The organism is Rahnella sp. PCH160 (genome assembly GCF_047784855.1).
Classification (GTDB): Bacteria; Pseudomonadota; Gammaproteobacteria; order Enterobacterales; family Enterobacteriaceae; genus Rahnella.
This window is the reverse complement of record NZ_JBLOGT010000001.1, coordinates 1,693,321-1,716,180: the sequence shown is the minus strand read 5'-3', so window position 1 is coordinate 1,716,180 and position 22,860 is coordinate 1,693,321. Positions and strand designations below refer to the sequence as shown.

Below are 22,860 nucleotides of genomic sequence, written 5' to 3'. Positions count from 1 at the left end.
TCAGGAAACCTTTTCCCAGCATGCGGGTCTTAATTAGTGAAAGACGCGCATTTGTTATCATCATCCCTGTAAACAGAGATGTTTATTTGGCCACATTAATTGTGGCCTTTTTCTTTTCTACTCTTCGGTACTGCCTGCGTTCGCAGCCAGATATTCTTCAAAGCTTAGCGTATCGCCTGCTTCAAGTGCGCGCTGACGCTGCCATGAACCATCCTGCTCAGCCATTAATGCACTGGCATCCAGAACTTCCAACGGTTCGCCGACCAGCATCTGACGATATTTTTCTGCCAGTTCCAGCCCGAGGCTACCCACGCCGCCCTGCTGTTTCAGATCTTTGAGGATCCGCGCGGAATACGTCAGTTCAGGATCATCAAACGCAGCAACCAGTTCTTTGCAAACATCCTGATACAGATGATCACCATTCTGCTCGTCCATCACCTGCGCCACACGGCTCAAATCGTCAAACAACGCATTCCCGACACTGACCAGCGGCTTACGCGCATCATCACAACCGATACCAATTGTCTGACCGGGTTTACGACCTTCGAGGATCACCCGGTTCCAGTTTTTGCGCGTACAAAGCAGCTCATCACTGTTCATTTCCGGGGCATCCGCTAAGGCACACCATACCAAAAACAGATCAAGGAAACGCGCCTGAGTCGCATCGATGCCCACTGGGGAGAACGGATTGACGTCCAGCGAACGGACTTCAATGTATTCGATCCCGCCGCGCATCAGTGCGTCTGAAGGGGTTTCACCTGATTTGGTGACCCGCTTAGGACGGATTGGCGCATAAAGTTCGTTCTCAATCTGTAACACATTGGTGTTCAGCTGCAGGTATTTACCGTCTTTCTTCACGCCCATTTCCGCGTATTCCGCAGAAGGGGTATGAATCGCTCTCTTCACGCCTTTAACGTACGTTTCCAGATCGTTAAACGTGATCCCCAGATTGCTTTGTGATTTGTTGGTATAACCCAAATCACTCAGACGCAGCGAGGTGGCGTACGGCAAATAACACAATCCGGAGTCGGTGTATTCAAACGGCAGATCGGTTTCACGCCCTTTCAGGAAAGACTTACAGATCGCAGGCGACGCACCAAACAGGTAAGGGATCAGCCAGCCAAAGCGGTAATAATTGCGGATCAGCTTGAAGTAACCCGCAGAAATCGCTTCTTTGCCGCTTTCAACATCCGTCACGCCCAAACGCTCCTGCCAGAAAGACAGCGGAAGCGAGAAGTTGTAGTGGATGCCGGAAATCACCTGCATCAGCGCACCGTAACGGTTCTTCAGGCCTTCACGATACAGAGTTTTGAAACGTCCGACATTAGACGAACCGTACTGTGCCAGTTCGATATCCTGTCCGGATTCGATGAAGCACGGCATGCTGAACGGCCACATGCGCTCATCACCCAGTTCACGGGCAACATGACGATGAATGTCACGAAGAAACGCCATCAGATGCTCAATGTTGTCATCGACAGGCGTAATAAATTCTAATAAGGCTTCAGCAAAATCGGTCGTTATCCAACGATGCGTCAAAGCCGCACCCAAGGATTCAGGGTGTCCCGTTGTCGCCAGTGAACCATCCGCGTTAACACGAAGCGTTTCACGCTCGATTCCGCGACGAATACCTTTTAATGCCTGAGGATGGGCTTCCAGCCAGGAAAGCGCCTGAGATACATCCGGGATCAAATTGACCTCCCGCTCGGTGAAACCATTAATTTGCAAGCATAATGAATCTGCATAGATGTGACCATAATTGATAACTGATGCCAATCTAACCGAACCATGAAAGTCCCTGTAACGTCACAACAGTCAACACGATGTAACGCACGGCTTTTCCAATCAACATGAAAAAGACCACCAGACCCCATGGCATTCGCAGCCAACCTGCTAACACGCACAACACATCGCCAATCACCGGCAACCAGCTCAGCAGCAATGCCGCGGGTCCAAAACGCTTCAGCCAGTTCTGTGCAACATCAAGTCCACGTTGCGGTTTGAGCTGCGGCACAAAGCGTCCGATGATGACGTTGGTTATGCCACCTAAGGTATTGCCAACAGTTGCAGACAAAACCAGTGCCGCTGGCATTGCACTGCCGGCTGACAATAAAGCGACTAATAAGACTTCTGAATTTCCGGGTAATAATGTCGCGCTGAGAAAACTGCTGCCAAATAATGAAGTCAGCGCCACAACACTGCTCACAGCGTACGCACGTCCACAAAATCCATATTGGCACGCCGGGCCGCCTCAATACCGAAATCTGCGTCTTCAAACACAACGCATTTTTCAGGAGGCACACCGATTAACTCAGCGCAGCGTAAAAAGGTGTCGGGTGCCGGTTTGTGGTTTTGCACATCATTTGCACCCACGATCGCATCGAAGCAATCGCGCAGCCCAAGATGACGCAACAACGCATCCGCCATCCAGTGCTCACTGCCCGTCCCAACCGCCATTGGCCGGCGGCCATGATAAGCCTTCACGACATCAATTAATGGCAAAGGACGCACGGTATCAAGCAACATTTCCTGTACGGCAGCGGTTTTCTCTGCGGCAAGGAGATGGGGGTCCATTTCGACGTTGTTGCTGTCGATAACAAACTTAGCAATACGCCAGGTTGGAGAACCGTTCAGAGCGACCATGGACGCGATATCATAATGCATGCTGTATTTGGTCAATACCTGGTGCCATGCCTTACGGTGCGTAGGTTCAGTATCCAATAGGGTGCCATCCATATCAAATATTAGCCCTTCGTATCGATCGTACATCGAATGCTCCATGATCACGAAAAAACAGAAAACTACTTTATCGCAAAGTTTGCCGAAAGTCGCATTTTGTCCGCATCTACAGCACATCCGAACACGTCAGAAAAATCAGGGAAATGAAAAAGAAAGGAGGAAAATAAGTGATGAAAATCAGAAAGCAAAAAACCCGCCGAAGCGGGTTTTTCTAATACCGTATGAGCTAAATCATTTCGGCATCATAAAATAGAGTGCACCCAGGAAGATTACTCAGCTACCGCCTTGCACTTCGGGTCGTTGCTACAGCAACGTTATCTTAATTTTTGCCACCTGCATGTCGCCGAGTTCTGATAAAACCTAAATCGCGGCAACATGTTTTGAATATGGTGCACCCAGGAAGATTCGAACTTCCGACCGCTCGGTTCGTAGCCGAGTACTCTATCCAGCTGAGCTATGGGTGCTTGGGGGTCGTGCTGAGTTTTTTCGGAAAATACTAAGAAGAATGGTGCACCCAGGAAGATTACTCGGCTATGGCCTCGCCCAACGGGCCGTTGCTAAAGCAACGTTATCATCCTTCGTGCTACTGCATGTTAAGTGCGATTTAATTTGATTCTCGTCGCTTCAACATACACAAAATATGGTGCACCCAGGAAGATTCGAACTTCCGACCGCTCGGTTCGTAGCCGAGTACTCTATCCAGCTGAGCTATGGGTGCATTTTGATTCTTACTGCAGATTTACCTGACCATTTTTCCGTACTACATTGGCTTTCGCCTTTGCCCATCACGCTCATTTGATTGCAAATCAACATACGCTCTGGAAAGTATGGTGCACCCAGGAAGATTCGAACTTCCGACCGCTCGGTTCGTAGCCGAGTACTCTATCCAGCTGAGCTATGGGTGCATTTTAAATGGCGGTGAGGCGGGGATTCGAACCCCGGATGCAGCTTTTGACCGCATACTCCCTTAGCAGGGGAGCGCCTTCAGCCTCTCGGCCACCTCACCATACGCCTCTTGCGAGTGTGCTGACTTACTTTGTTCAAGCTCATCGGCACTGCGTGGCGCACATATTACTTTCTGGCCCTTATAAGTCAAACCCTTTTTTCCTAACAATCACCCGTTTGGACATTTCACGCGCAACATGAGCAGTTTGAAGGCAAAAACAGAGCCCAAAGGTCAGAAAAAAGACTTAGTTTCAAAGAAAGACAGGTTTGGAGGAAGTCGCAGAAAGAAAATAAAAACCGGGGAGGCAGTAAAATAAGGGAAGAAAAATCAAAAACGGGCAGAAAGGAAGTTCAGCGCCTCGCCATCGGCGAGACGCCTCGTAAATCAGAAACTCGTCTGTTGAGATTTTTCAGCCTGGATACGCTGGTAGATCTCTTCACGGTGAACAGAAACCTCTTTCGGCGCATTCACACCAATACGCACCTGATTACCTTTAACACCTAAAACGGTAACAGTCACCTCATCGCCAATCATGAGGGTTTCACCAACTCGGCGAGTTAGAATAAGCATTCTTTGCTCCTTGAATAATTAAAAGAGTCGGGTCTCTCAGTTTCCCGGCCATTATCTATCATAAGCAGGTAAAACGTAAGCCATGACCCCTGCATAAACTGTAAGCGGCCTGCAACTCAAGCCAGATACTTTCAGTTTAGCCGATATCATCATTGCCGCGACTTTTATCGCGAGGCTTACCCTGCCATTAAGACCGAAAACGCCATATTGCACAACACATTATGGCGTTTTCCAGGTTAGCTATTTATTTCTTATCACAGCCTGGATTCAACCCAGGCTTCTACCGTTGCCAGTGCAGCCGGTAATGCCTGTACGTCACTTCCCCCTGCCTGCGCCATATCAGGACGACCACCGCCTTTGCCGCCCACCAGCTGGGCAACAGAAGCAATAAGTTCCCCTGCTTTGACGCGATCAGTCAGATCTTTCGTGACACCAGCAATCAGGCTAACTTTATCGTCAACGATGGTAGCCAGAACAATAATCACTGAGCCCAACTGATTTTTCAGGTCATCAACCATCGTACGCAGAATTTTAGGCTCTACGTTATCCAGTTGACGAACCAACAGTTTAACGCCTTTCACTTCTTTCGCCTGGCTGGAAAGTGAAGCACTCTCCTGCGCGGCTTGTTGCCCTTTCACCTGCTGAAGTTCTTTTTCCAGCACGCGGGAGCGTTCAATCAGGGTACGGATTTTATCGGTAATGCTGTTCACATCACCCTTCACCATATGCGCAACATCTTGCAGCAAATCACTTTGCTGATGCAGTGCATTAATAGCGTTTTCACCGGTAATGGCTTCGATACGGCGAATACCTGCCGCCGTGCCTGACTCGCTCTGGATACGGAACAGACCGATGTCACCAGTACGGTTGGCGTGAGTACCGCCGCACAGCTCGGTGGAGAAATCACCCATGGTTAGCACACGAACGCTGTCTTCGTATTTCTCACCAAAGAGCGCCATCGCGCCTTTTTCTTTCGCGTCATCCAGATCCATGATAGTTGTCTGAATAGGCAAGTTACGGCGGATTTGCGCATTCACCAGATCTTCGACCTGACGAATTTCCTCCGGTTTCATCGCTTCGAAATGCGAGAAGTCGAAACGCAGATAATAATCGTTAACCAGCGAGCCTTTCTGAGCAACATGTTTGCCCAGCACCTGACGCAGTGCAGCGTGCAGCAAGTGAGTGGCGGAGTGATTCAGGCGAATACGCTCACGACGCTCAACATCAACTTCTGCTTCAACGCTGTCGCCAACACTGAGTTTGCCTGCGTTCAGCGAGCCCTGATGACCAATGGCTTTACCATATTTTTGGGTATCAGAAACCGCGAAGGTACCTGCAGACGTTTTTAGGATGCCTTTATCGCCAACCTGCCCGCCAGACTCACCATAGAATGGTGTGTCATCCAGAACGACGATCGCATTATCGCCCGCCTGGATTTCATTTACAGGCTGACCATTGATGAACAGCGCCACGACTTTAGACTGACGTTGCAGATGCTCATAACCGGAGAACTGTGTAACACCGTCAACGCGCACCATGCTGTTGTAGTCCGCGCTGAAACCGCTGGACTCACGCGCACGACGACGCTGAACTTCCATCGCTTTCTCAAAACCAGCTTCGTCAACTTTCAGATTGCGCTCGCGGCACACGTCCGCCGTCAGATCCAGCGGGAATCCAAAGGTATCGTACAGGCGGAAAGCAATTTCGCCGTCCAGCGTATCGCCTTTCAGCGCAGATAATTCATCGTCCAGCAGCGCCAGACCACGCTCCAGCGTACGTGCAAACTGTTCTTCTTCGGTTTTCAGCAACTGCTCAACCATGGCTTGCTGTGCTTTAAGCTCTGCCGCAGCCGGGCCCATCACGTCAACCAGCGGAGCAACCAGTTTATAGAAGAAGGTGTCTTTCGCGCCCAACATGTTGCCGTGGCGGATTGCTCGACGAATGATACGACGCAGCACGTAGCCACGGTTTTCATTCGATGGGATCACACCGTCTGCAATCAGGAATGCGCAAGAACGGATATGGTCCGCGATAACACGCAAAGATTTGCTGGTCAGATCGGTTGCACCGGTCACTTCAGCCACGGCAGCAATCAATTTCTGGAAGAGGTCGATGTCATAGTTTGAGTTCACATGCTGCATAACAGCAGTGATGCGCTCAAGCCCCATCCCGGTATCAACAGAAGGTTTTGGCAGGGGAAGCATGGTACCGTCAGCCTGACGGTTGAACTGCATGAACACAAGGTTCCAGATTTCGATGTAACGGTCGCCATCTTCTTCAGCAGATCCCGGAGGACCGCCCCAGATATGGTCGCCATGATCGTAGAAAATTTCGGTACAAGGGCCGCAAGGACCGGTGTCACCCATCTGCCAGAAGTTGTCAGAAGCGTAAGCACCGCCTTTATTATCACCAATGCGGATAATACGTTCTTTTGGAACGCCGACTTCTTTTTCCCAGATTTCAAACGCTTCGTCATCAGTCTCATAGACGGTGACCCAAAGCTTCTCTTTCGGCAGATTGAACCAGTTTTCGCCGGTCAGTAATTCCCAGGCGTAGTTGATTGCGTCGTGCTTAAAGTAATCGCCAAAGCTGAAATTACCCAACATTTCGAAGAAGGTGTGGTGGCGGGCGGTGTAACCGACGTTTTCGAGGTCGTTGTGTTTACCCCCGGCACGCACACAACGCTGGGATGTGGTGGCACGGCTGTAGTCGCGTTTATCCAGACCGAGGAAAACGTCTTTAAATTGGTTCATCCCGGCATTGGTAAACAACAGTGTCGGATCGTTTGTCGGGACAAGCGAACTGCTTGAAACAACGTTGTGTCCCTTACTCTGGAAGAAATCGAGAAACGCTTGACGGATCTCAGCGGTGCTCTTGCTCATAAATATCCCGGAATCATGCTGGAAGAACAGATCTTGAGCCGGTTAACGCTGCATATTGCAGCAATCTGTACGGCTCACGAACGAAAAAGTGCGGATAAGATAAAATTTCTGCGCGGGGAAGTAAAATACCGTATGCGGTCAATCGTCAAAATCGCGATAAATAGACTGTATTTCTTCCTGAAAGAAGCCTCGATAGAGCAAATAACGCAAAACTTTCGATTTTTCTTTCCAGTCTTTCGGTAAATTTTCTCCAAACTTTCTGACGGCAATATCCCGCGCCAGAATACACCAGTCAACCTCCGTTTCCTCCAGCGCTGTCGTTATGATTTCTTTATCGACACCTTTTTGCAGTAATTCCGAACGGATGCGCTGTGCGCCATAGCCTTTGTTACTGCGGCCAGAAATATAATGGCTGGCGAATTTGGCATCATCAAGCCAGTGATGCTGATAGCAATAATCGATTACCGCCTGAACGTGTTCTTCCTGGATCTCTTCCGGCACAGGGCGTGGTTCCGCGCGTGCTTTTACTGCATTCTCCTCATCAAATGAATTTTCATCAGGCCGCTTTCGTGAAGACCAGCGACTTTGCTTATTCTGAGGTTTTACAAACGGGACAGGCGGGATAAGCAGTTTACGTCGCAGTTCCGCTTCACCGTGATCACGCTGGGACAGCAGGCGCATGGCGCGACTCATCAGGGCATTTATTTTCGCCGCACTGGCGTCCTTTTCCTGAGGTGCAAACAGCGTGGCTTCGCTGTTTTGTTCTACTTCTTCAAGAATCCGCTTCAGATCGATGACTTTTTGATTAGATGCTTTTTCATTGGACATTTGAGTCCCTCAGATATGCAAAATGCCAGCCTGAAACCAGGCTGGCATTATATCGACTGTGACTTCAGACAACCGCGAAATTAAAACTCTTCGCTGGTTTCCACGTTGTCATCAGCGTTTTCCGCTGTCGTGGCAACGCTCAGTTCACCGTTACCGTTCAACAGCATATCACGCAGTTTTTTATCCAGCTCAGCCGCAATTTTCGGGTTTTCTTTGAGATAGTTGCAGGAGTTCGATTTACCCTGACCAATTTTCTCACCGTTATAGCTGTACCATGCACCGGCTTTCTCGACCAGTTTGTGCTTAACGCCCAAATCGATCAACTCACCGTTAATGTTGATGCCTTCACCGTATAAGATCTGGAATTCAGCTTGTTTAAATGGTGCAGCAATTTTGTTCTTCACCACTTTCACACGGGTTTCGCTACCGATCACCACGTCGCCTTCTTTGATAGCGCCGATACGACGGATATCCAGACGAACAGATGCGTAGAATTTCAGCGCGTTACCGCCGGTAGTAGTTTCCGGGTTACCGAACATCACACCGATTTTCATACGGATCTGGTTGATGAATATCAGCAAGGTATTGGCGTTTTTCAGGTTACCTGCGAGTTTACGCATCGCCTGACTCATCATACGTGCCGCGAGGCCCATGTGAGAGTCACCAATTTCACCTTCGATTTCAGCTTTAGGTGTCAGTGCAGCCACGGAGTCGACGATGATAACGTCAACCGCGCCTGAACGGGTCAGCGCATCACAAATTTCCAGCGCCTGCTCACCGGTATCCGGCTGAGAACACAGCAGGTTATCGATATCTACGCCCAATTTCTTAGCGTAGATAGGGTCCAGTGCATGTTCCGCATCGATGAACGCACAGGTTTTGCCTTCGCGCTGTGCGGCAGCGATAACTTGCAGGGTCAGCGTTGTTTTACCGGAAGATTCCGGCCCGTAGATTTCCACGATACGGCCCATCGGCAAACCGCCAGCGCCTAACGCGATATCCAGAGACAAAGAGCCGGTAGAGATCGTTTCTACGTCCATAGAGCGATCTTCACCCAGACGCATGATGGAGCCTTTACCGAATTGCTTTTCAATCTGGCCCAGTGCTGCAGCTAACGCCTTTTGCTTGTTCTCATCAATAGCCATTTTTACTCCTCGTCTGATACAGGGGAACATCCGAACTGCATCACTGAATATAATTTATGTACAGGTAATTGGCAGTAATTATACTGTATGCTCATACAGTATCAAGCCTAATTTTGCAGAAACTCAGATAACGCAGTTTGTAGCGAAAAAACAGCGGCTTGCAAACGTACCGCTTCACGATCGCCGGAAAATTGTTGTTTTGCCGTCAGGACACGCCCGTCTTTTCCCGCGAAACCAAACCAAACGGTTCCCACGGGTTTGTCTTCAGAACCCCCGTCAGGCCCGGCAATACCGCTGACGGACACCGCAATATCTGCCCCCGCCGCATGCAAAACGCCCTGCGCCATTTCATGCACGACCTGCCCGCTTACCGCGCCGTACTGTTCCAGCGTCGCCTCAGAAACCCCGAGCAATTCATGCTTTGAAGCGTTGCTGTAGGTGACAAAACCGCGATCAAACCACGCAGAACTTCCTGCTATGTCGGTGATGGCCTTGGCAATTAATCCGCCGGTACAAGATTCCGCGCAGGTGATCCACAATCCCTGAGATTTAAGCTCAGTGCCAATTTCTGCACTCAATTCACGTAAACGTTTTTCGTCCATATTTCATCCTGACGGTTCAGCTGAATTCAACCTGATGTTAGCATTTCTCTTTCGCTGTGTGAGTCCCGTCGGTGCGTTTTGCGCGATGTATCCAGAACTGGAATAAAAGACAAAAAGAGGGGCCCACTAAGCGGCCCTCCGTAATAAAGCAAAAATCAGGCTCAGCGCGCCGCTTTTACCGCCTCACCCAACTGCCAGACCGCCATCGCGTAATGCACGCTGTGGTTGTAACGGGTGATGGTGTAGAAGTTCGGCAACCCGTACCAGTACTGGTAACTGGTCCCCATATCCAGCCGCAACAGGCTGGCTTCCTGATAACCGCCCAGCGAACCCAGCGGACTCAGTCCTGCCGCAGTCAGCGTATAAAGCGGATATTTCGTCTTGAAGCCATTCTCAAGCAATGGCGCTTGTCCTGTGGCCGGCACGGCAATTGGCGCGCCTTTCGTCCATCCGTGTGCCTTGAAGTAGTTAGCTACGCTGCCGATAGCATCCACCGGATCCCACAAATTAGCATGGCCGTCGCCGTTAAAGTCCACGGCATAATCTTTATAAGAGGATGGCATAAACTGGCCGTAGCCCATCGCGCCGGCAAACGAACCGCGCAGACTCAGCGGATCATCCCCTTCACGACGGGACATCAGCAGGAAGGTTTCCAGCTCCCCGGAGAAATAATCCGCCCTACGCGGATAAGCAAAGGATAAGGTCGCCAGCGCATCAATAATGCGGGTTTTACCCATTACGCGGCCCCAGCGGGTTTCGACACCGATAATACCGACAATGATTTCCGGCGGAACACCGTACACCTGCTCAGCACGCTGCAGCGCATCCTGATACTGATTCCAAAACGCAACGCCATTCTGGACGTTATCCGGTGTAATAAATTTGCTGCGATAGCGGTTCCATGCACCATTCGGCACAGTTGACGGCCCGCCGGACGGCGCCTGCTGATCCATCAGACGTAATACAAAATCCAGACGCTTGGTCTGTGCCAATACATCATGCAGTTGCTGACGGTCAAAACCATGTTCGCTGACCATTTTGTCCACAAAGCGATTCATGGCCGGATCGTAAGCGAAGTCCCCGGTCTGCGCTGCGCCGGTATGTTCAGGTTGCAACAAAAAGCCCCCGCCGGGCGTGGAATTGCCGCTGGCATTTCTTCCGTCAGAGAAGGGGTTGCGCGGGCCTTCAGGCTGAGCCGGAGGCTTATTACTGCTACAAGCAGAAAGTGTTAAAACCAGGGGAAGAATGACTGCCAGGAGGCGCATCGGATATCCGTAACCATGCAATAAAAGAGGTAGTGATATGGTAGAGCATTATCAGGGCCGAAAAAACTGAAAATCACCGTATTTACACCGAGGCATGAAGATCCAGAACCCAATGAATTGCGGGGCATTACGCAACTTCAAAACACAGCGTGGTTTTTTACCTCTACTCACGTTAGGATCCGTTGTAAAGTCGTTGCCCCGGGTGGTACGAGCCAACAGGATGATTTAAAATTGAATGAAATCAAGAATAAAAGCAGTGATATGAGCGGCCTGGATGCCCACACCCCGATGATGCAGCAGTACCTGCGTCTCAAGGCAGAGAACCCAGAAGTTCTGCTGTTCTATCGTATGGGTGACTTCTACGAACTGTTTTATGACGACGCAAAACGTGCGTCTCAGCTGATGGATATTTCCCTGACGAAACGCGGTGCTTCGGCAGGCGAACCGATCCCGATGGCAGGCGTGCCTTATCATGCCGTAGAAGGGTATCTGGCAAAGCTGGTGCAACTGGGTGAATCCGTCGCCATTGCTGAACAAATTGGCGATCCGGCGCTGAGCAAAGGGCCGGTTGAGCGCAAAGTCGTGCGTATCGTGACGCCCGGCACGGTCAGTGACGAAGCTTTGCTGAGCGAACGTCATGACAACCTGCTGGCTGCTATCTGGCAGGACGGACGTGGCTTTGGCTACGCAACGCTGGACATCAGCTCCGGGCGTTTTCGTGTCGCCCAGCCTGACGATCTGGAAACCATGGCCGCTGAGCTACAGCGGACAAATCCGGCAGAACTGCTGTATCCGGAGAGTTTTGAAGCCATGCAGCTGATTGCATCCCGCCGCGGTCTGCGCCGTCGTCCGATGTGGGAATTTGAGCTGGAAACCGCAAAGCAACAGCTGAATCTCCAGTTCGGTACACGGGATTTAAGCGGCTTTGGCGTTGAACAGGCCACTCAGGCACTACGCGCCGCCGGTTGCCTGCTGCAATATGTGAAAGATACCCAGCGCACCGCCCTGCCGCATATCCGTGGTGTGACCATGGAACGCCAGCAGGATGGCATCATTATGGATGCGGCGACGCGCCGTAATCTGGAACTGACGCAAAATCTGGCCGGCGGTGTGGAAAACACCCTGGCAGCCGTATTGGATCAGGCCGTCACGCCGATGGGCAGCCGTATGCTCAAACGCTGGATCCACATGCCGAGCCGTGACATCAAAATGCTGGCTCACCGTCAGCAAGCGATTGGCGCATTGCAGGATCTGACCGCAGACTTGCAGCCCGTGCTGCGTCAGGTCGGCGATCTCGAACGTATTCTGGCACGCCTTGCCCTGCGCAGCGCCCGGCCACGCGATCTCGCCCGTATGCGTCATGCGTTGCAGCAATTGCCGGAAATCCGTGGGATTTTGCAAGATGCCGGTGCCGCTCACGTCACGACGCTGGTGGAACAAACCGGTGAATTTACGGAACTGGTAGCGCTGCTCGAACGTGCGGTTGTCGAAGCCCCGCCGGTTCTGGTTCGTGACGGTGGCGTGATTTCGCCGGGCTATAACGCGGAACTGGACGAATGGCGTGCACTGGCTGACGGTGCAACAGACTATCTTGACCGCTTAGAAATCCGCGAACGCGAAAAGCTGGGGCTGGAAACGCTGAAAGTCGGGTTTAACGGCGTCCACGGTTATTACATCGAGGTGAGCCGTCGCCAGAGCCATCTTGTTCCTATTCATTATGTCCGCCGCCAGACGCTCAAAAACGCCGAACGCTATATCATTCCGGAACTGAAAGAGTACGAAGATAAAGTTCTGACTTCCAAAGGCAAAGCCCTGTCGTTGGAAAAAGCGCTGTATGAAGAGTTATTCGATTTGCTGATGCCGCATCTGCCGGCTTTGCAGCAAAGCGCCAGCGCGCTGGCCGAACTGGATGTTCTGAGCAATCTGGCAGAACGTGCCTACACGCTCAGTTACACCTGCCCGACGATGAGCGAGAAACCCGGAATCAACATTACCGGTGGCCGCCATCCGGTAGTGGAGCAGGTACTTAAAGAACCGTTTATTTCCAACCCGCTGAACATGTCTCCGGTGCGCCGGATGCTGATCATTACCGGCCCGAATATGGGCGGTAAAAGTACCTACATGCGCCAGGCGGCGCTGATCGTCCTGATGGCGCATATCGGCAGCTATGTGCCTGCAGATACGGCGGTCATCGGCCCGGTGGACCGGATATTCACCCGCGTCGGCGCGGCAGATGATCTGGCGTCTGGCCGTTCAACCTTCATGGTGGAAATGACCGAAACCGCGAACATCCTGCATAACGCCACGGAAAACAGCCTGGTGCTGATGGATGAGATCGGTCGCGGTACCTCGACCTATGATGGTTTGTCCCTGGCGTGGGCCTGCGCCGAGAACCTGGCCAGCCGCATTAAAGCCATGACGTTGTTCGCGACTCACTATTTCGAGCTGACGACGCTACCGGAAAAAATGGAAGGAACGGTCAACGTCCACCTTGATGCCATTGAACACGGTGACACCATTGCCTTTATGCACAGCGTGCAAGATGGCGCAGCCAGCAAAAGTTACGGTCTGGCCGTCGCGGCGCTGGCGGGTGTCCCGCGTGACGTCATCAAGCGTGCGCGCCAGAAACTGAAAGAGCTGGAAACGTTGTCCAACAACGCCGCAGCCAGCAAAGTGGATGGCCCGCAACTGGCGCTGCTGGCAGAAGAAGTGTCGCCCGCCGTTGAAGCGCTGGAATCTTTGGATGCAGATTCTCTGTCGCCACGTCAGGCGCTCGAATGGATTTACCGTCTGAAAGACATGGTGTAGAAGCCGCGCGGTCTGGCGGCAGAAATGAAAAACGGTGGGGATTAACCCACCGTTTTTTTGATATCGAACTGTCTTTCCGGCGAACAGTTTTTCTCAACGAAAAGTTATTCGCGGAACAATCTACTCGCGGAACAGTGCTTCGATGCTCAGCCCTTGCCCCTGCAGAATTTCACGCAGGCGACGCAGACCTTCTACCTGAATCTGACGAACACGTTCACGTGTCAGACCAATCTCACGACCTACATCTTCCAGCGTCGCAGCTTCATACCCTAACAGGCCGAAACGACGCGCCAGAACTTCACGCTGTTTTGCATTCAACTCGAATAACCACTTCACGATACTCTGTTTCATATCGTCGTCTTGCGTGGTGTCTTCCGGTCCGTTGTCTTTTTCATCCGCCAGAATATCTAACAGCGCTTTCTCTGAGTCACCACCCAACGGGGTATCTACAGAGGTAATACGCTCATTCAGGCGCAACATACGGCTGACGTCATGTACCGGTTTGTCGAGTTGCTCAGCAATCTCTTCGGCACTCGGTTCATGGTCCAGTTTGTGTGCAAGTTCGCGTGCGGTACGCAGATAAACGTTCAGTTCTTTAACGATGTGAATTGGCAAACGAATGGTACGGGTTTGATTCATGATCGCCCGTTCAATCGTCTGACGGATCCACCAAGTTGCATAGGTAGAGAAACGGAAGCCGCGCTCAGGGTCAAATTTTTCAACCGCACGGATCAGACCCAGATTACCTTCCTCGATCAAATCCAGCAGTGCCAGACCGCGGTTACTGTAGCGGCGGGCAATTTTAACCACTAAACGCAGGTTACTTTCAATCATACGGCGGCGGGAAGGAACATCTCCCCGCAACGCGCGTCGTGCAAAATAAACTTCCTCTTCTGCGGTTAGCAGAGGGGAATAACCGATTTCACCGAGGTACAGTTGAGTTGCGTCCAGCACTCGTTGGCTTACAGTCTGCGATAACAATTCTTCTTCAGCATCGTTGTCGGCAGTCTCTTCAACTATTGTTTTCTCGTCGAAGGCTTCAGCGCTGTTCTCATCGAAATCTACATCATCATGTAACTCGTTAACTTTCAGCGTATTCTGACTCATAAGCTGCTCCTACCCGTGGTCCCGAGGGCAGAATCAATGCTCTGCCCGGATTTATCGCTGCGGAAGATAACGCAGCGGGTTTACGGATTTCCCCTTGTAACGAATTTCAAAATGCAATCTTACTGAACTGGTTCCGGTGCTACCCATAGTCGCTATTTTTTGTCCCGCCTGCACTTCTTGTTGTTCCCGGACCAGCATTGTATCGTTATGTGCATAGGCGCTCAGGTAATCATCATTGTGTTTGATGATGATTAGATTACCGTAACCGCGAAGAGCATTACCGGCATAAACAACACGCCCCGAGGCAGTTGCTACGACAGCTTGTCCACGCGAACCAGCGATATCGATCCCCTTATTTCCCCCTTCAGCAGCAGAGAAATTATCGATAATTTTCCCGTCAGTCGGCCATTTCCATGTGGAAACCGGACCGCCATTATTCGTTGAAGTGGCAACGGGAGTGCTGGCTACAGCAACAGGTGTTGTGGTGGTGACTGCACCTGATGAAGGCAACATCTTACCTACATTCTGTTTACCAGAAGATTCAGAATACGTGGTAGTTGGTTGAGATGCAACCACAGAACCTGTGAGCATTCCCCCAGTTGGAACTTTCGGAACACCACCATTTGTTGCGTCTGTGACAGCCGTCGTACTGCTCGTACTGGCGACTGAAGAGACGTTATTTATCTGGACGGTCTGGCCGACTTCAAGGCTGTATGGCGCAGGAATATTATTGCGCGCAGCAAGGTCGCGGAAGTCATTACCGGTGATCCACGCGATGTAGAATAAGGTGTCTCCGCGCTTCACCTGATAGGTGCTGCCGCTGTAACTTCCTTTTGGAATTGAGTTATAGCTTCGGTTGTACACAATGTGTCCGCCAGACCCGACGGCAGGTGCCATTGGCGGAGGGGAATTCAGAGTATTCTGACTGCTGCTGCCGCTGTTTCCGCCGCCATTAACGCTGCTGATCGGTGCGGATGTGTTTGAATTGTTCGTACATCCTGCCATCCAGGCACTGATAAACGTACACACTGCAATGCGGCTTAGTGTTTTTATTGGGCTTCCCGTGCTCATATTTTCCCCCGTTACGGCAATCTCAGAATATCTCTTTATTCGCGCGCACCGCGCCAACTGGCGCTTCTCGTGTCATCTGACACTGTGCGCGCAGGCAACATGCCAGTTCAGGTTTCTCACCGGAACAGGCCATGCCATAAAAAACTGTAGTGGATGCTATCAACATCGCCAGTACAGCACCATATAACAGTTGTATTTAAATTTTAAGGGGTTAGTCCTGCAGGGTTTTGCGCGCGTCAGGGTTCAGGCCAGTTCGCCTTTCACCAGCGGCACAAAACGGACAGCTTCCACGGTCTCCGCGACGAACTCATCACCACGCCGGGTGACGCGCTGGAGAGTCTGGTTTTCTTCGCCGACCGGCAGCACCATTACGCCGCCCTCGTCGAGCTGTTGCAGTAAATCTTGAGGTATTTCAGGGGGGGCGGCGGTTACGATGATGGCATCAAACGGGCCGCGCGAAGGCCAGCCCTGCCAGCCATCGCCGTGGCGCGTGGAGACGTTATGTAAATCGAGCTGTTTGAGACGTCTTTTGGCCTGCCACTGCAACCCTTTAATACGCTCGACCGAGAACACATGTTCAACCAGATGAGCCAGAATAGCGGTCTGGTAGCCTGACCCGGTGCCGATTTCCAGCACGCGTGATGTCGGTTTCAGGCGCAGTAATTCTGTCATTCTCGCCACGGTATAAGGCTGAGAAATGGTCTGACCTGAACCAATCGGCAAAGCGGTATTTTCGTAAGCTTTGTGCTGAAACGCCTCATCCACAAAGCGTTCACGCGGTACGGATTCAATGGCATGTAACAGTTTTTCATCATGAATGCCCTGCTGGCGAAGCTGCTCCAGCAGGTTATACATCGGCTTATTCACCATTCGCGCTCACCCCGGCCTTTTCCAACCATGAGACCACGACATCCTGAGCCGCATAGGCGGTCAAATCCACCTGAAGTGGCGTCACGGAAACATAACCTTGCGCGACAGCCGCAAAATCGGTGTCAGGTGCGACGTCAAACTTATCGCCTGGCGGGCCAATCCAGTACAGATCTTGCCCGCGCGGATCCTGCTGACAAAATACCTGCTCGGCAGGATGACGGCTACCGCAACGCGTCACCTTGATCCCTTTGATCCCGGAAAGTGGCAGGTCCGGAACGTTAATATTCAGAATTTTGCCAGTACGAAGAGGTTCGCGTGCCAGCGCCCTGAGAATCCGGCAGGTGATAATCGCCGCCGTGTCATAATATTGATGCCCGTCGAGTGAAACCGCCAGCGCAGGAAAGCCCAGATGACGCCCTTCCATTGCCGCCGCGACGGTGCCGGAATAAATCACATCGTCGCCCAGATTCGGGCCTGCATTGATACCGGACACGACGATATCCGGCTTCGGCCGCATCAGTGAATTGACGCCGAGATACACGCAGTCGGTGGGCGTACCGTTTATGACTGCGGTATCACCGTTAGGATAGGACTGAATACGTAACGGACCGTCCAGCGTCAGCGCGTTCGACGCACCGCTGCGGTTACGATCTGGCGCGACAAGCTTTACATCTGCAAATTCACGCAGCGCAGAGGCCAGTGTCTGAATGCCGGGAGCCAGTACGCCGTCGTCGTTACTCAGTAATATCCGCATTTATTTCATCCAGATGCATCAGTTCACGCACTACGCTGGTGGCATAACTGCCCGCCGGTAACCAGAATTTAAGTTCCAGAGTGACGTCATCCTGGCGCTGCCATTTCATCTGCAACGGCTGGAGCATAATGGCTCGTCGCGCAGGTTCTACGCGCTCGCGTTTCAGCAGCGAAAGTAAATCGTCCTGCCCGGTCAGACAAGCCTGCTCAAAAGCTTCGGCGTCTTCTGACGTGCCTAACGGCCCGTCACCCGGCAATGGCGCAGTCACCAGCAGTTCACCGCTTTCGACACGCGGTTGCAGCGATTCAAACTCTTCCGCTTTCGCTACAAACCAGCTGCCGCGCCCGAAAAGTTGTAACGCGTCGCCCAGTATTGCCTGACGAACGGTGCCTTCTGCCAGACGCTGACTGGCGACAATGTTAAACATCGCACTGCGGCTGGCGGATAAATAGAAACTGCGTTTGGCACGTTCTTTCGGGCGGGCTTCATTGGTTGCCCAGCGTTTCGCCTGCACCAGATTATTGCCGCCACGGCCAAAGCGCTGTGTGCCAAAATAGTTTGGGACGCCCTGCTCAGCAATTTTCGCCAGACGTTCTTCGACATTGTCGATATCACTTATCTGACGCAGAACCAGCGTAAACGCATTGCCTTTCAAGGTTCCGATGCGCATTTTCTTGCGATGGCGCGAGGCGCGGATCACCTCGCAGCCTTCGAGACTGAACTGACTCAAATCAGGATCTGTCTTGCCGGGCAGATGCAGGCAAAACCACTGTTCTGTCACTGCGTGCCGGTCTTTAAGCCCGGCGTAGCTGACGTCACGCGGGTGCACTTTGGCAAATCGCGCCAGTTGCTCGGCAACAAACTGGGTGTTGCAGCCATTTTTGCGGATCCGCACTAACAGATGTTCACCCTCGCCATCCGGTTCAAACCCCAAATCCTCTTCGACGATAAAGTCTTCCGGATTGGCCTTCAGCAGGCCGGTGGCGGTCGGTTCACCCAGCAACCAGGTGAGACGCGACATATCTATCATGCGGTAATCTTCCACAACATCATTCCTTAATCAGCAGCGCAACGGCTTCGCAGGCGATACCTTCGCCGCGGCCGGTGAAGCCCAGCTGTTCGGTTGTGGTCGCTTTGACGTTCACGTCATCCATATGGCACTGCAAATCTTCGGCCAGAAATACGCGCATTTGCGGGATGTGCGGCGCCATTTTCGGTGCCTGAGCGATGATCGTGATATCGAGGTTGCCCAGCTTGTAGCCTTTTGCACGAATGCGGCGATAGGCTTCGCGCAGCAGTTCACGGCTGTCCGCGCCTTTGTAGGCCGGGTCAGTGTCCGGGAAAAGTTTGCCGATATCGCCTAATGCCGCCGCGCCCAGCAGTGCGTCGGTGGCAGCATGCAGCGCAACATCGCCGTCGGAATGCGCCAGTAAGCCCTGCGGATAAGGAATACGCACACCACCGATCACCAGCGGGCCTTCGCCGCCAAACTTATGTACATCAAAACCGTGACCGATACGCATTATGCGTTCTCCTCCTGATACAAGCGGGTTAAGTAGAATTCAGCCAGCGCCAGATCTTCTGGTCTGGTGACTTTAATATTATCGGCCCGCGCCGGGATCAGCATAGGATGAAAACCGCAATATTCCATTGCGGAAGCTTCATCAGTGACCACAGCGCCTTCATTCAGTGCACGGCGCAGACAGGTTTTCAATAATTCGAGAGGGAAGAATTGCGGCGTGAGCGCGTGCCAGAGTTCCTGACGATCTACCGTATGGGCGATCGCGTGGGTTCCCGGCTCACCCCGTTTCATGGTGTCGCGAACCGGCGCGGCGAGGATCCCGCCAATCTTGCTGGTCGTAGAAATTGCCAGAAGGTTATTGAGATCATCGGGATGCAGGCAAGGACGCGCCGCGTCATGCACCAGCACCCAGCCATGATCGCCAGCGACTTCAAGGCCAGCCATCACAGATTCGGCGCGTTCACGCCCACCGATAACCCGTTGGATCCGCGGATCACTGGCGACGGGCAACAGCCGGAACTGCGTATCATGCGGGCTCAGCGCCACAATAACTTTGGTGACGTTACTGCTACGCAATAAGGCGCGGATCGCGTGCTCTATCACCGTTTTACCGCCGATAGTCAGATATTGCTTGGGGCATTCTGCCTGCATACGGCTGCCGATTCCGGCAGCAGGTAACACGGCAATGACCTCAGGAAGGGAAACTGCAGTATGGCTCATGGCTATTGATTCGAGTTGCTTTGCGATACGGTGCTGCCCGGCGCACGTTTGTTGTCAGGCACCAGACGATAGAAAGTCTCACCGGGCTTGATCATGCTCAGTTCGTTGCGTGCGCGTTCTTCGATCGCTTCCTGACCGCCGTTCAAATCGTCGATTTCTGCGAAAAGTTGATCATTGCGTGACTTCAGTTTGCCGTTATTAACTTGTTGCACCTGAACGTCATCGTTTACACGAACGTAATCGTGAATACCATTCTTGCCCAGCCACAGCGAATACTGTAACCAGCCAAGTAAAATCAGTAATAGCAGTGTTAGTTTGCCCATCCCCGCCCCCTAAAAAAGCTGGACAATCATCCCACAACTTTCCTTCTGACTCCACTGTGGCAGGGTAAATGCCTGCGAGAATCAGACTTACGCACGCAATTATGGGTGAGAATGACACAATGGGTTACATCGTGAAGGCGAATTGCAGGGAAAAGCGCCAGAAAAACGCCGGGCCGCCGCACGGCTTCCCCGAAGAAAAGGCAGGAGAAAGTCGTCAGTCTGCATCACCAGCCCGATAAAAATGAGAAGACCGTCCAGAACATACTGATCACGCAAATCGCGCTGGTCACCGACGTCTTAAACCAGCTACCGCGAAAGAACATGCTGAGTGCGATGCCGATCAGAACGGAAACGGGCATCAGCGCCAGGAAGAAAGGCCAGGTGTAGAGCAGAAAAAACAGGGTGTTGGATCCGTAGAGCAGAAAAGGGATCGCAAAGGCCAGCCAGTAAAAGACAAAGCCAAGAAACCCGCCCTGCATTGAGTAGGACGGCTCTTCGGTGTCTGAACTGTCTGTGACCTGCACCAGCCTCTGATAACGGATGTTCTCGACCCGGATCCGGCTGACAAGTCTGCTGAGTAAAGCCTGCATAGATGATCCCTGTATTTCAGTAAACCGGCACGCTCTATGGCGTTTGGCCGGCAACCATTCAGGGATTGATAATAGCGCGCCGACGCATCACATCTAATAATTGGGGAACCAAATGTGTTACCAATTGTTCACCCTTCAGATGCACATCCGGCTCTTCCGGCGGCTGATATTCAGAGTCAATTCCGGTGAAATTCTTCAGTTCTCCCGCACGCGCTTTTTTGTATAAACCTTTCGGGTCACGCGCTTCGCAAATCGCCAGCGGCGTATCAACGAACACTTCGATGAACTGCCCTTCTTCGAGCAAATTGCGTACCATATCCCGCTCCGCGCGATGCGGGGAAATGAAGGCGGTCAGCACGACCAGACCGGCATCTACCATCAGTTTTGCCACTTCACCGACGCGGCGGATATTTTCGCGACGGTCGTCATCCGTAAACCCTAAATCACGGCAAAGCCCGTGGCGGACGTTATCGCCATCAAGCACATAGGTCCTGATGCCCTGTGCATGCAGCGCCTGTTCCAGTGCGCCCGCCACCGTGGATTTCCCCGAGCCGGAAAGCCCGGTGAACCAGAGCACGGCACCACGATGACCCTGCTGCTTTTCGCGATCCGCGCGCGTCACCGCGTGCGGATGCCAGACAACATTGTCGTCTTTTAAGAAAGAGCCGTCCTGTAACGCCATCTTATTTGCCACCCAGCAAATCACGCGCGCCCCAGTGCGGGAAATGACGGCGAACCAGGCTATTGAGTTCCAGCTCAAACGCGCTGTATTTATCAGCTTCCTGATAAACCTGTTCTACGGCTTCGCGGACCAGGCCTGCGCCCACGGTCACGTTTGTCAGACGATCGATAAAGATCATGCCACCGGTCACCGCATTACTCTGGTAGTTATCCAGCACCAGCGGTTCGTCGAAGGTCAGTTCGACCAGACCGATACCGTTAAGTGGCAGGTTTTCCACCACACGCTGAGTCAGTGAGTTGATCTCAACCTGATATTCAATGTTCTCTACTCGCGCACGGGCTTTCTTGCCACCGACTTTGATGTCATAACTCTGGCCGACGCTCAGCGGTTGTTCCGCCATCCACACCACGTCAACTTTCGCGTTTTGCACCGGTTTCACGGTTTCATTTGCGTCCACCAGTGTATCGCCACGGCTGATATCACGTTCATCGGCCAGCACCAGCGTAATCGCCTCGCCAGCCCAGGCTTCCTGCAAGTCACCGTCGAAGGTCACGATGCGTGCCACTGTAGATTCTACGCCAGACGGCAGAACTTTCACTTTCTGGCCGACGCGAACGGAACCGGAAGCCAGCGTACCGGCGTAACCCCGGAAATCCAGGTTCGGTCGGTTCACATACTGCACCGGGAAACGCATCGGCTGCTGTTCACGGATGTTGATAATGTTGACCGTTTCAAGCACGTCGAGCAGCGTGGGTCCGGTATACCAGCCCATTTTTTCGCTTGGCGTTGCCACGTTGTCGCCTTCCAGTGCGGAAAGCGGAACGAATTTGATGTCCAGATCGGTCGGCAGTTGCTGAGCGAAATCCAGATAATCTTGTTTAAACTGCTCGTACACAGACTCGCTGAAATCCACCAGATCCATTTTGTTCACCGCAACAACCAGATGGCGGATCCCCAGCAGAGTGGCGATAAAGCTGTGGCGGCGGGTTTGATCCAGCACGCCTTTACGGGCGTCGATCAGCAGGATCGCCAGATCACAGGTTGATGCGCCGGTTGCCATATTACGGGTGTACTGTTCGTGCCCCGGCGTGTCCGCGATGATGAACTTACGCTTTTCAGTGGAGAAATAACGGTAAGCCACATCGATGGTAATACCCTGTTCGCGTTCCGCCTGCAGGCCATCAACCAGCAAGGCCAGATCCAGTTTTTCGCCCTGCGTGCCGTGACGCTTGCTGTCGTTATGCAATGAGGACAGCTGATCTTCGTAGATCTGACGGGTGTCGTGAAGCAGACGCCCGATCAGTGTACTTTTGCCGTCATCGACGCTGCCACAGGTCAGGAAGCGCAGCAGGCTTTTGTGTTGCTGAGCGTACAGGTAAGCTTCGACACCGCCCTGCTCCGCGATTTGTTGTGCAATTGCGTTATTCATTAGCTGC

21 protein-coding genes and 4 tRNA genes are annotated in these 22,860 nt (G+C 52.4%); 1 reads left to right on the top strand and 24 read right to left on the bottom strand.

Annotated features, from left to right (window positions below; translation table 11 throughout):
- Positions 1–117: 117 nt before the first annotated feature.
- From gshA to mltB, 13 genes are all read right to left on the bottom strand, one after another.
- Positions 118–1,692 carry a glutamate--cysteine ligase gene (gene gshA / locus ACM5QY_RS07935; RefSeq protein ID WP_416120070.1) on the bottom strand — a complete coding sequence of 525 codons (1,575 nt, stop codon included), beginning with the start codon at positions 1,690–1,692 and terminating at the stop codon, positions 118–120.
- A gap of 85 nt (positions 1,693–1,777) precedes the next feature.
- Positions 1,778–2,206 (bottom strand): YqaA family protein, encoded by a 429-nt coding sequence (locus ACM5QY_RS07930; protein WP_416120069.1) that lies wholly within the window; start codon positions 2,204–2,206, stop codon positions 1,778–1,780.
- Positions 2,203–2,769, bottom strand: coding sequence for a fructose-1-phosphate/6-phosphogluconate phosphatase (yqaB, locus tag ACM5QY_RS07925; RefSeq protein ID WP_416120067.1), 567 nt, complete (start codon positions 2,767–2,769; stop codon positions 2,203–2,205). The genes ACM5QY_RS07930 and yqaB overlap by 4 nt, the downstream gene beginning before the upstream one ends.
- 357 nt (positions 2,770–3,126) lie before the next feature.
- Positions 3,127–3,203: transfer RNA gene (locus ACM5QY_RS07920), tRNA-Arg, on the bottom strand.
- A gap of 177 nt (positions 3,204–3,380) precedes the next feature.
- A tRNA-Arg gene (locus ACM5QY_RS07915) sits at positions 3,381–3,457 on the bottom strand.
- A gap of 110 nt (positions 3,458–3,567) precedes the next feature.
- Positions 3,568–3,644: transfer RNA gene (locus ACM5QY_RS07910), tRNA-Arg, on the bottom strand.
- A gap of 8 nt (positions 3,645–3,652) precedes the next feature.
- Positions 3,653–3,745, bottom strand: a tRNA-Ser gene (locus tag ACM5QY_RS07905).
- Positions 3,746–4,069: 324 nt separating this feature from the next.
- A complete protein-coding gene (gene csrA, locus ACM5QY_RS07900) occupies positions 4,070–4,255 on the bottom strand; it encodes a carbon storage regulator CsrA (RefSeq protein ID WP_009639031.1) in 186 nt (61 codons plus the stop codon).
- Between the two features lie 254 nt (positions 4,256–4,509).
- Positions 4,510–7,137, bottom strand: coding sequence for an alanine--tRNA ligase (gene alaS, locus ACM5QY_RS07895; RefSeq protein WP_416120066.1), 2,628 nt, complete (start codon positions 7,135–7,137; stop codon positions 4,510–4,512).
- A 138-nt stretch (positions 7,138–7,275) separates the two neighbouring features.
- Positions 7,276–7,965 (bottom strand): recombination regulator RecX, encoded by a 690-nt coding sequence (gene recX / locus ACM5QY_RS07890; protein WP_416120064.1) that lies wholly within the window; start codon positions 7,963–7,965, stop codon positions 7,276–7,278.
- An 80-nt stretch (positions 7,966–8,045) separates the two neighbouring features.
- Entirely contained in the window at positions 8,046–9,110 is a 1,065-nt protein-coding gene (gene recA / locus ACM5QY_RS07885; RefSeq protein ID WP_416120062.1) for a recombinase RecA, read from the bottom strand.
- Between the two features lie 107 nt (positions 9,111–9,217).
- Positions 9,218–9,712, bottom strand: a complete 495-nt coding sequence (gene pncC / locus ACM5QY_RS07880; RefSeq protein WP_416120060.1) for a nicotinamide-nucleotide amidase — start codon at positions 9,710–9,712, stop codon at positions 9,218–9,220.
- Between the two features lie 161 nt (positions 9,713–9,873).
- Entirely contained in the window at positions 9,874–10,977 is a 1,104-nt protein-coding gene (gene mltB, locus ACM5QY_RS07875; protein WP_416120058.1) for a lytic murein transglycosylase B, read from the bottom strand.
- A 261-nt stretch (positions 10,978–11,238) separates the two neighbouring features.
- Between mltB and mutS the strand changes: the two genes are divergently transcribed.
- Positions 11,239–13,785 (top strand): DNA mismatch repair protein MutS, encoded by a 2,547-nt coding sequence (mutS, locus tag ACM5QY_RS07870; RefSeq protein WP_416122843.1) that lies wholly within the window; start codon positions 11,239–11,241, stop codon positions 13,783–13,785.
- 120 nt (positions 13,786–13,905) lie between these two features.
- On the opposite strand, the gene rpoS is transcribed toward mutS, so the two are convergent.
- The 11 genes from rpoS to cysN form a co-directional block, all read right to left on the bottom strand.
- Positions 13,906–14,892, bottom strand: a complete 987-nt coding sequence (gene rpoS, locus ACM5QY_RS07865) for an RNA polymerase sigma factor RpoS (protein ID WP_416120056.1) — start codon at positions 14,890–14,892, stop codon at positions 13,906–13,908.
- Between the two features lie 51 nt (positions 14,893–14,943).
- On the bottom strand, positions 14,944–15,963 hold the full coding sequence (nlpD, locus tag ACM5QY_RS07860) for a murein hydrolase activator NlpD (RefSeq protein WP_416120054.1): 1,020 nt from the start codon (positions 15,961–15,963) through the stop codon (positions 14,944–14,946).
- Between the two features lie 243 nt (positions 15,964–16,206).
- On the bottom strand, positions 16,207–16,833 hold the full coding sequence (locus ACM5QY_RS07855) for a protein-L-isoaspartate(D-aspartate) O-methyltransferase (protein WP_104924456.1): 627 nt from the start codon (positions 16,831–16,833) through the stop codon (positions 16,207–16,209).
- Positions 16,823–17,587: a 5'/3'-nucleotidase SurE gene (gene surE / locus ACM5QY_RS07850; protein WP_416120052.1), complete on the bottom strand. Its 765-nt coding sequence runs from the start codon at positions 17,585–17,587 to the stop codon at positions 16,823–16,825. Before surE ends, ACM5QY_RS07855 begins: the two co-directional genes overlap by 11 nt.
- Positions 17,568–18,614, bottom strand: coding sequence for a tRNA pseudouridine(13) synthase TruD (gene truD, locus ACM5QY_RS07845; protein ID WP_416122842.1), 1,047 nt, complete (start codon positions 18,612–18,614; stop codon positions 17,568–17,570). Before truD ends, surE begins: the two co-directional genes overlap by 20 nt.
- A 22-nt stretch (positions 18,615–18,636) precedes the next feature.
- Positions 18,637–19,110: a 2-C-methyl-D-erythritol 2,4-cyclodiphosphate synthase gene (gene ispF, locus ACM5QY_RS07840; RefSeq protein WP_101078465.1), complete on the bottom strand. Its 474-nt coding sequence runs from the start codon at positions 19,108–19,110 to the stop codon at positions 18,637–18,639.
- Positions 19,110–19,829 (bottom strand): 2-C-methyl-D-erythritol 4-phosphate cytidylyltransferase, encoded by a 720-nt coding sequence (gene ispD / locus ACM5QY_RS07835; protein WP_416120050.1) that lies wholly within the window; start codon positions 19,827–19,829, stop codon positions 19,110–19,112. Before ispD ends, ispF begins: the two co-directional genes overlap by 1 nt.
- A gap of 2 nt (positions 19,830–19,831) precedes the next feature.
- Positions 19,832–20,152, bottom strand: a complete 321-nt coding sequence (gene ftsB, locus ACM5QY_RS07830; protein ID WP_104924453.1) for a cell division protein FtsB — start codon at positions 20,150–20,152, stop codon at positions 19,832–19,834.
- A gap of 224 nt (positions 20,153–20,376) precedes the next feature.
- The gene (locus ACM5QY_RS07825) at positions 20,377–20,742 is read right to left on the bottom strand and encodes a DUF3561 family protein (protein WP_416120048.1); all 366 of its coding nucleotides are present in this window, start codon (positions 20,740–20,742) and stop codon (positions 20,377–20,379) included.
- 58 nt (positions 20,743–20,800) lie between these two features.
- Positions 20,801–21,487: an adenylyl-sulfate kinase gene (gene cysC, locus ACM5QY_RS07820; RefSeq protein ID WP_416122841.1), complete on the bottom strand. Its 687-nt coding sequence runs from the start codon at positions 21,485–21,487 to the stop codon at positions 20,801–20,803.
- Positions 21,426–22,853 (bottom strand): sulfate adenylyltransferase subunit CysN, encoded by a 1,428-nt coding sequence (gene cysN / locus ACM5QY_RS07815; protein WP_416120046.1) that lies wholly within the window; start codon positions 22,851–22,853, stop codon positions 21,426–21,428. The genes cysC and cysN overlap by 62 nt, the downstream gene beginning before the upstream one ends.
- Positions 22,854–22,860: the final 7 nt, after the last annotated feature.

What these genes read in the sequence shown, in the direction of transcription:
- yqaB (WP_416120067.1), bottom strand. Translation starts at nt 2,769, where the DNA reads ATGTACGATCGATACGAAGGGCTAATATTTGATATGGATGGCACCCTA.
- csrA (WP_009639031.1), bottom strand. Translation starts at nt 4,255, where the DNA reads ATGCTTATTCTAACTCGCCGAGTTGGTGAAACCCTCATGATTGGCGAT.
- alaS (WP_416120066.1), bottom strand. Translation starts at nt 7,137, where the DNA reads ATGAGCAAGAGCACCGCTGAGATCCGTCAAGCGTTTCTCGATTTCTTC.
- recX (WP_416120064.1), bottom strand. Translation starts at nt 7,965, where the DNA reads ATGTCCAATGAAAAAGCATCTAATCAAAAAGTCATCGATCTGAAGCGG.
- recA (WP_416120062.1), bottom strand. Translation starts at nt 9,110, where the DNA reads ATGGCTATTGATGAGAACAAGCAAAAGGCGTTAGCTGCAGCACTGGGC.
- pncC (WP_416120060.1), bottom strand. Translation starts at nt 9,712, where the DNA reads ATGGACGAAAAACGTTTACGTGAATTGAGTGCAGAAATTGGCACTGAG.
- mltB (WP_416120058.1), bottom strand. Translation starts at nt 10,977, where the DNA reads ATGCGCCTCCTGGCAGTCATTCTTCCCCTGGTTTTAACACTTTCTGCT.
- mutS (WP_416122843.1), top strand. Translation starts at nt 11,239, where the DNA reads ATGAGCGGCCTGGATGCCCACACCCCGATGATGCAGCAGTACCTGCGT.
- rpoS (WP_416120056.1), bottom strand. Translation starts at nt 14,892, where the DNA reads ATGAGTCAGAATACGCTGAAAGTTAACGAGTTACATGATGATGTAGAT.
- nlpD (WP_416120054.1), bottom strand. Translation starts at nt 15,963, where the DNA reads ATGAGCACGGGAAGCCCAATAAAAACACTAAGCCGCATTGCAGTGTGT.
- ACM5QY_RS07855 (WP_104924456.1), bottom strand. Translation starts at nt 16,833, where the DNA reads ATGGTGAATAAGCCGATGTATAACCTGCTGGAGCAGCTTCGCCAGCAG.
- surE (WP_416120052.1), bottom strand. Translation starts at nt 17,587, where the DNA reads ATGCGGATATTACTGAGTAACGACGACGGCGTACTGGCTCCCGGCATT.
- ispF (WP_101078465.1), bottom strand. Translation starts at nt 19,110, where the DNA reads ATGCGTATCGGTCACGGTTTTGATGTACATAAGTTTGGCGGCGAAGGC.
- ispD (WP_416120050.1), bottom strand. Translation starts at nt 19,829, where the DNA reads ATGAGCCATACTGCAGTTTCCCTTCCTGAGGTCATTGCCGTGTTACCT.
- ftsB (WP_104924453.1), bottom strand. Translation starts at nt 20,152, where the DNA reads ATGGGCAAACTAACACTGCTATTACTGATTTTACTTGGCTGGTTACAG.
- ACM5QY_RS07825 (WP_416120048.1), bottom strand. Translation starts at nt 20,742, where the DNA reads ATGCAGGCTTTACTCAGCAGACTTGTCAGCCGGATCCGGGTCGAGAAC.
- cysN (WP_416120046.1), bottom strand. Translation starts at nt 22,853, where the DNA reads ATGAATAACGCAATTGCACAACAAATCGCGGAGCAGGGCGGTGTCGAA.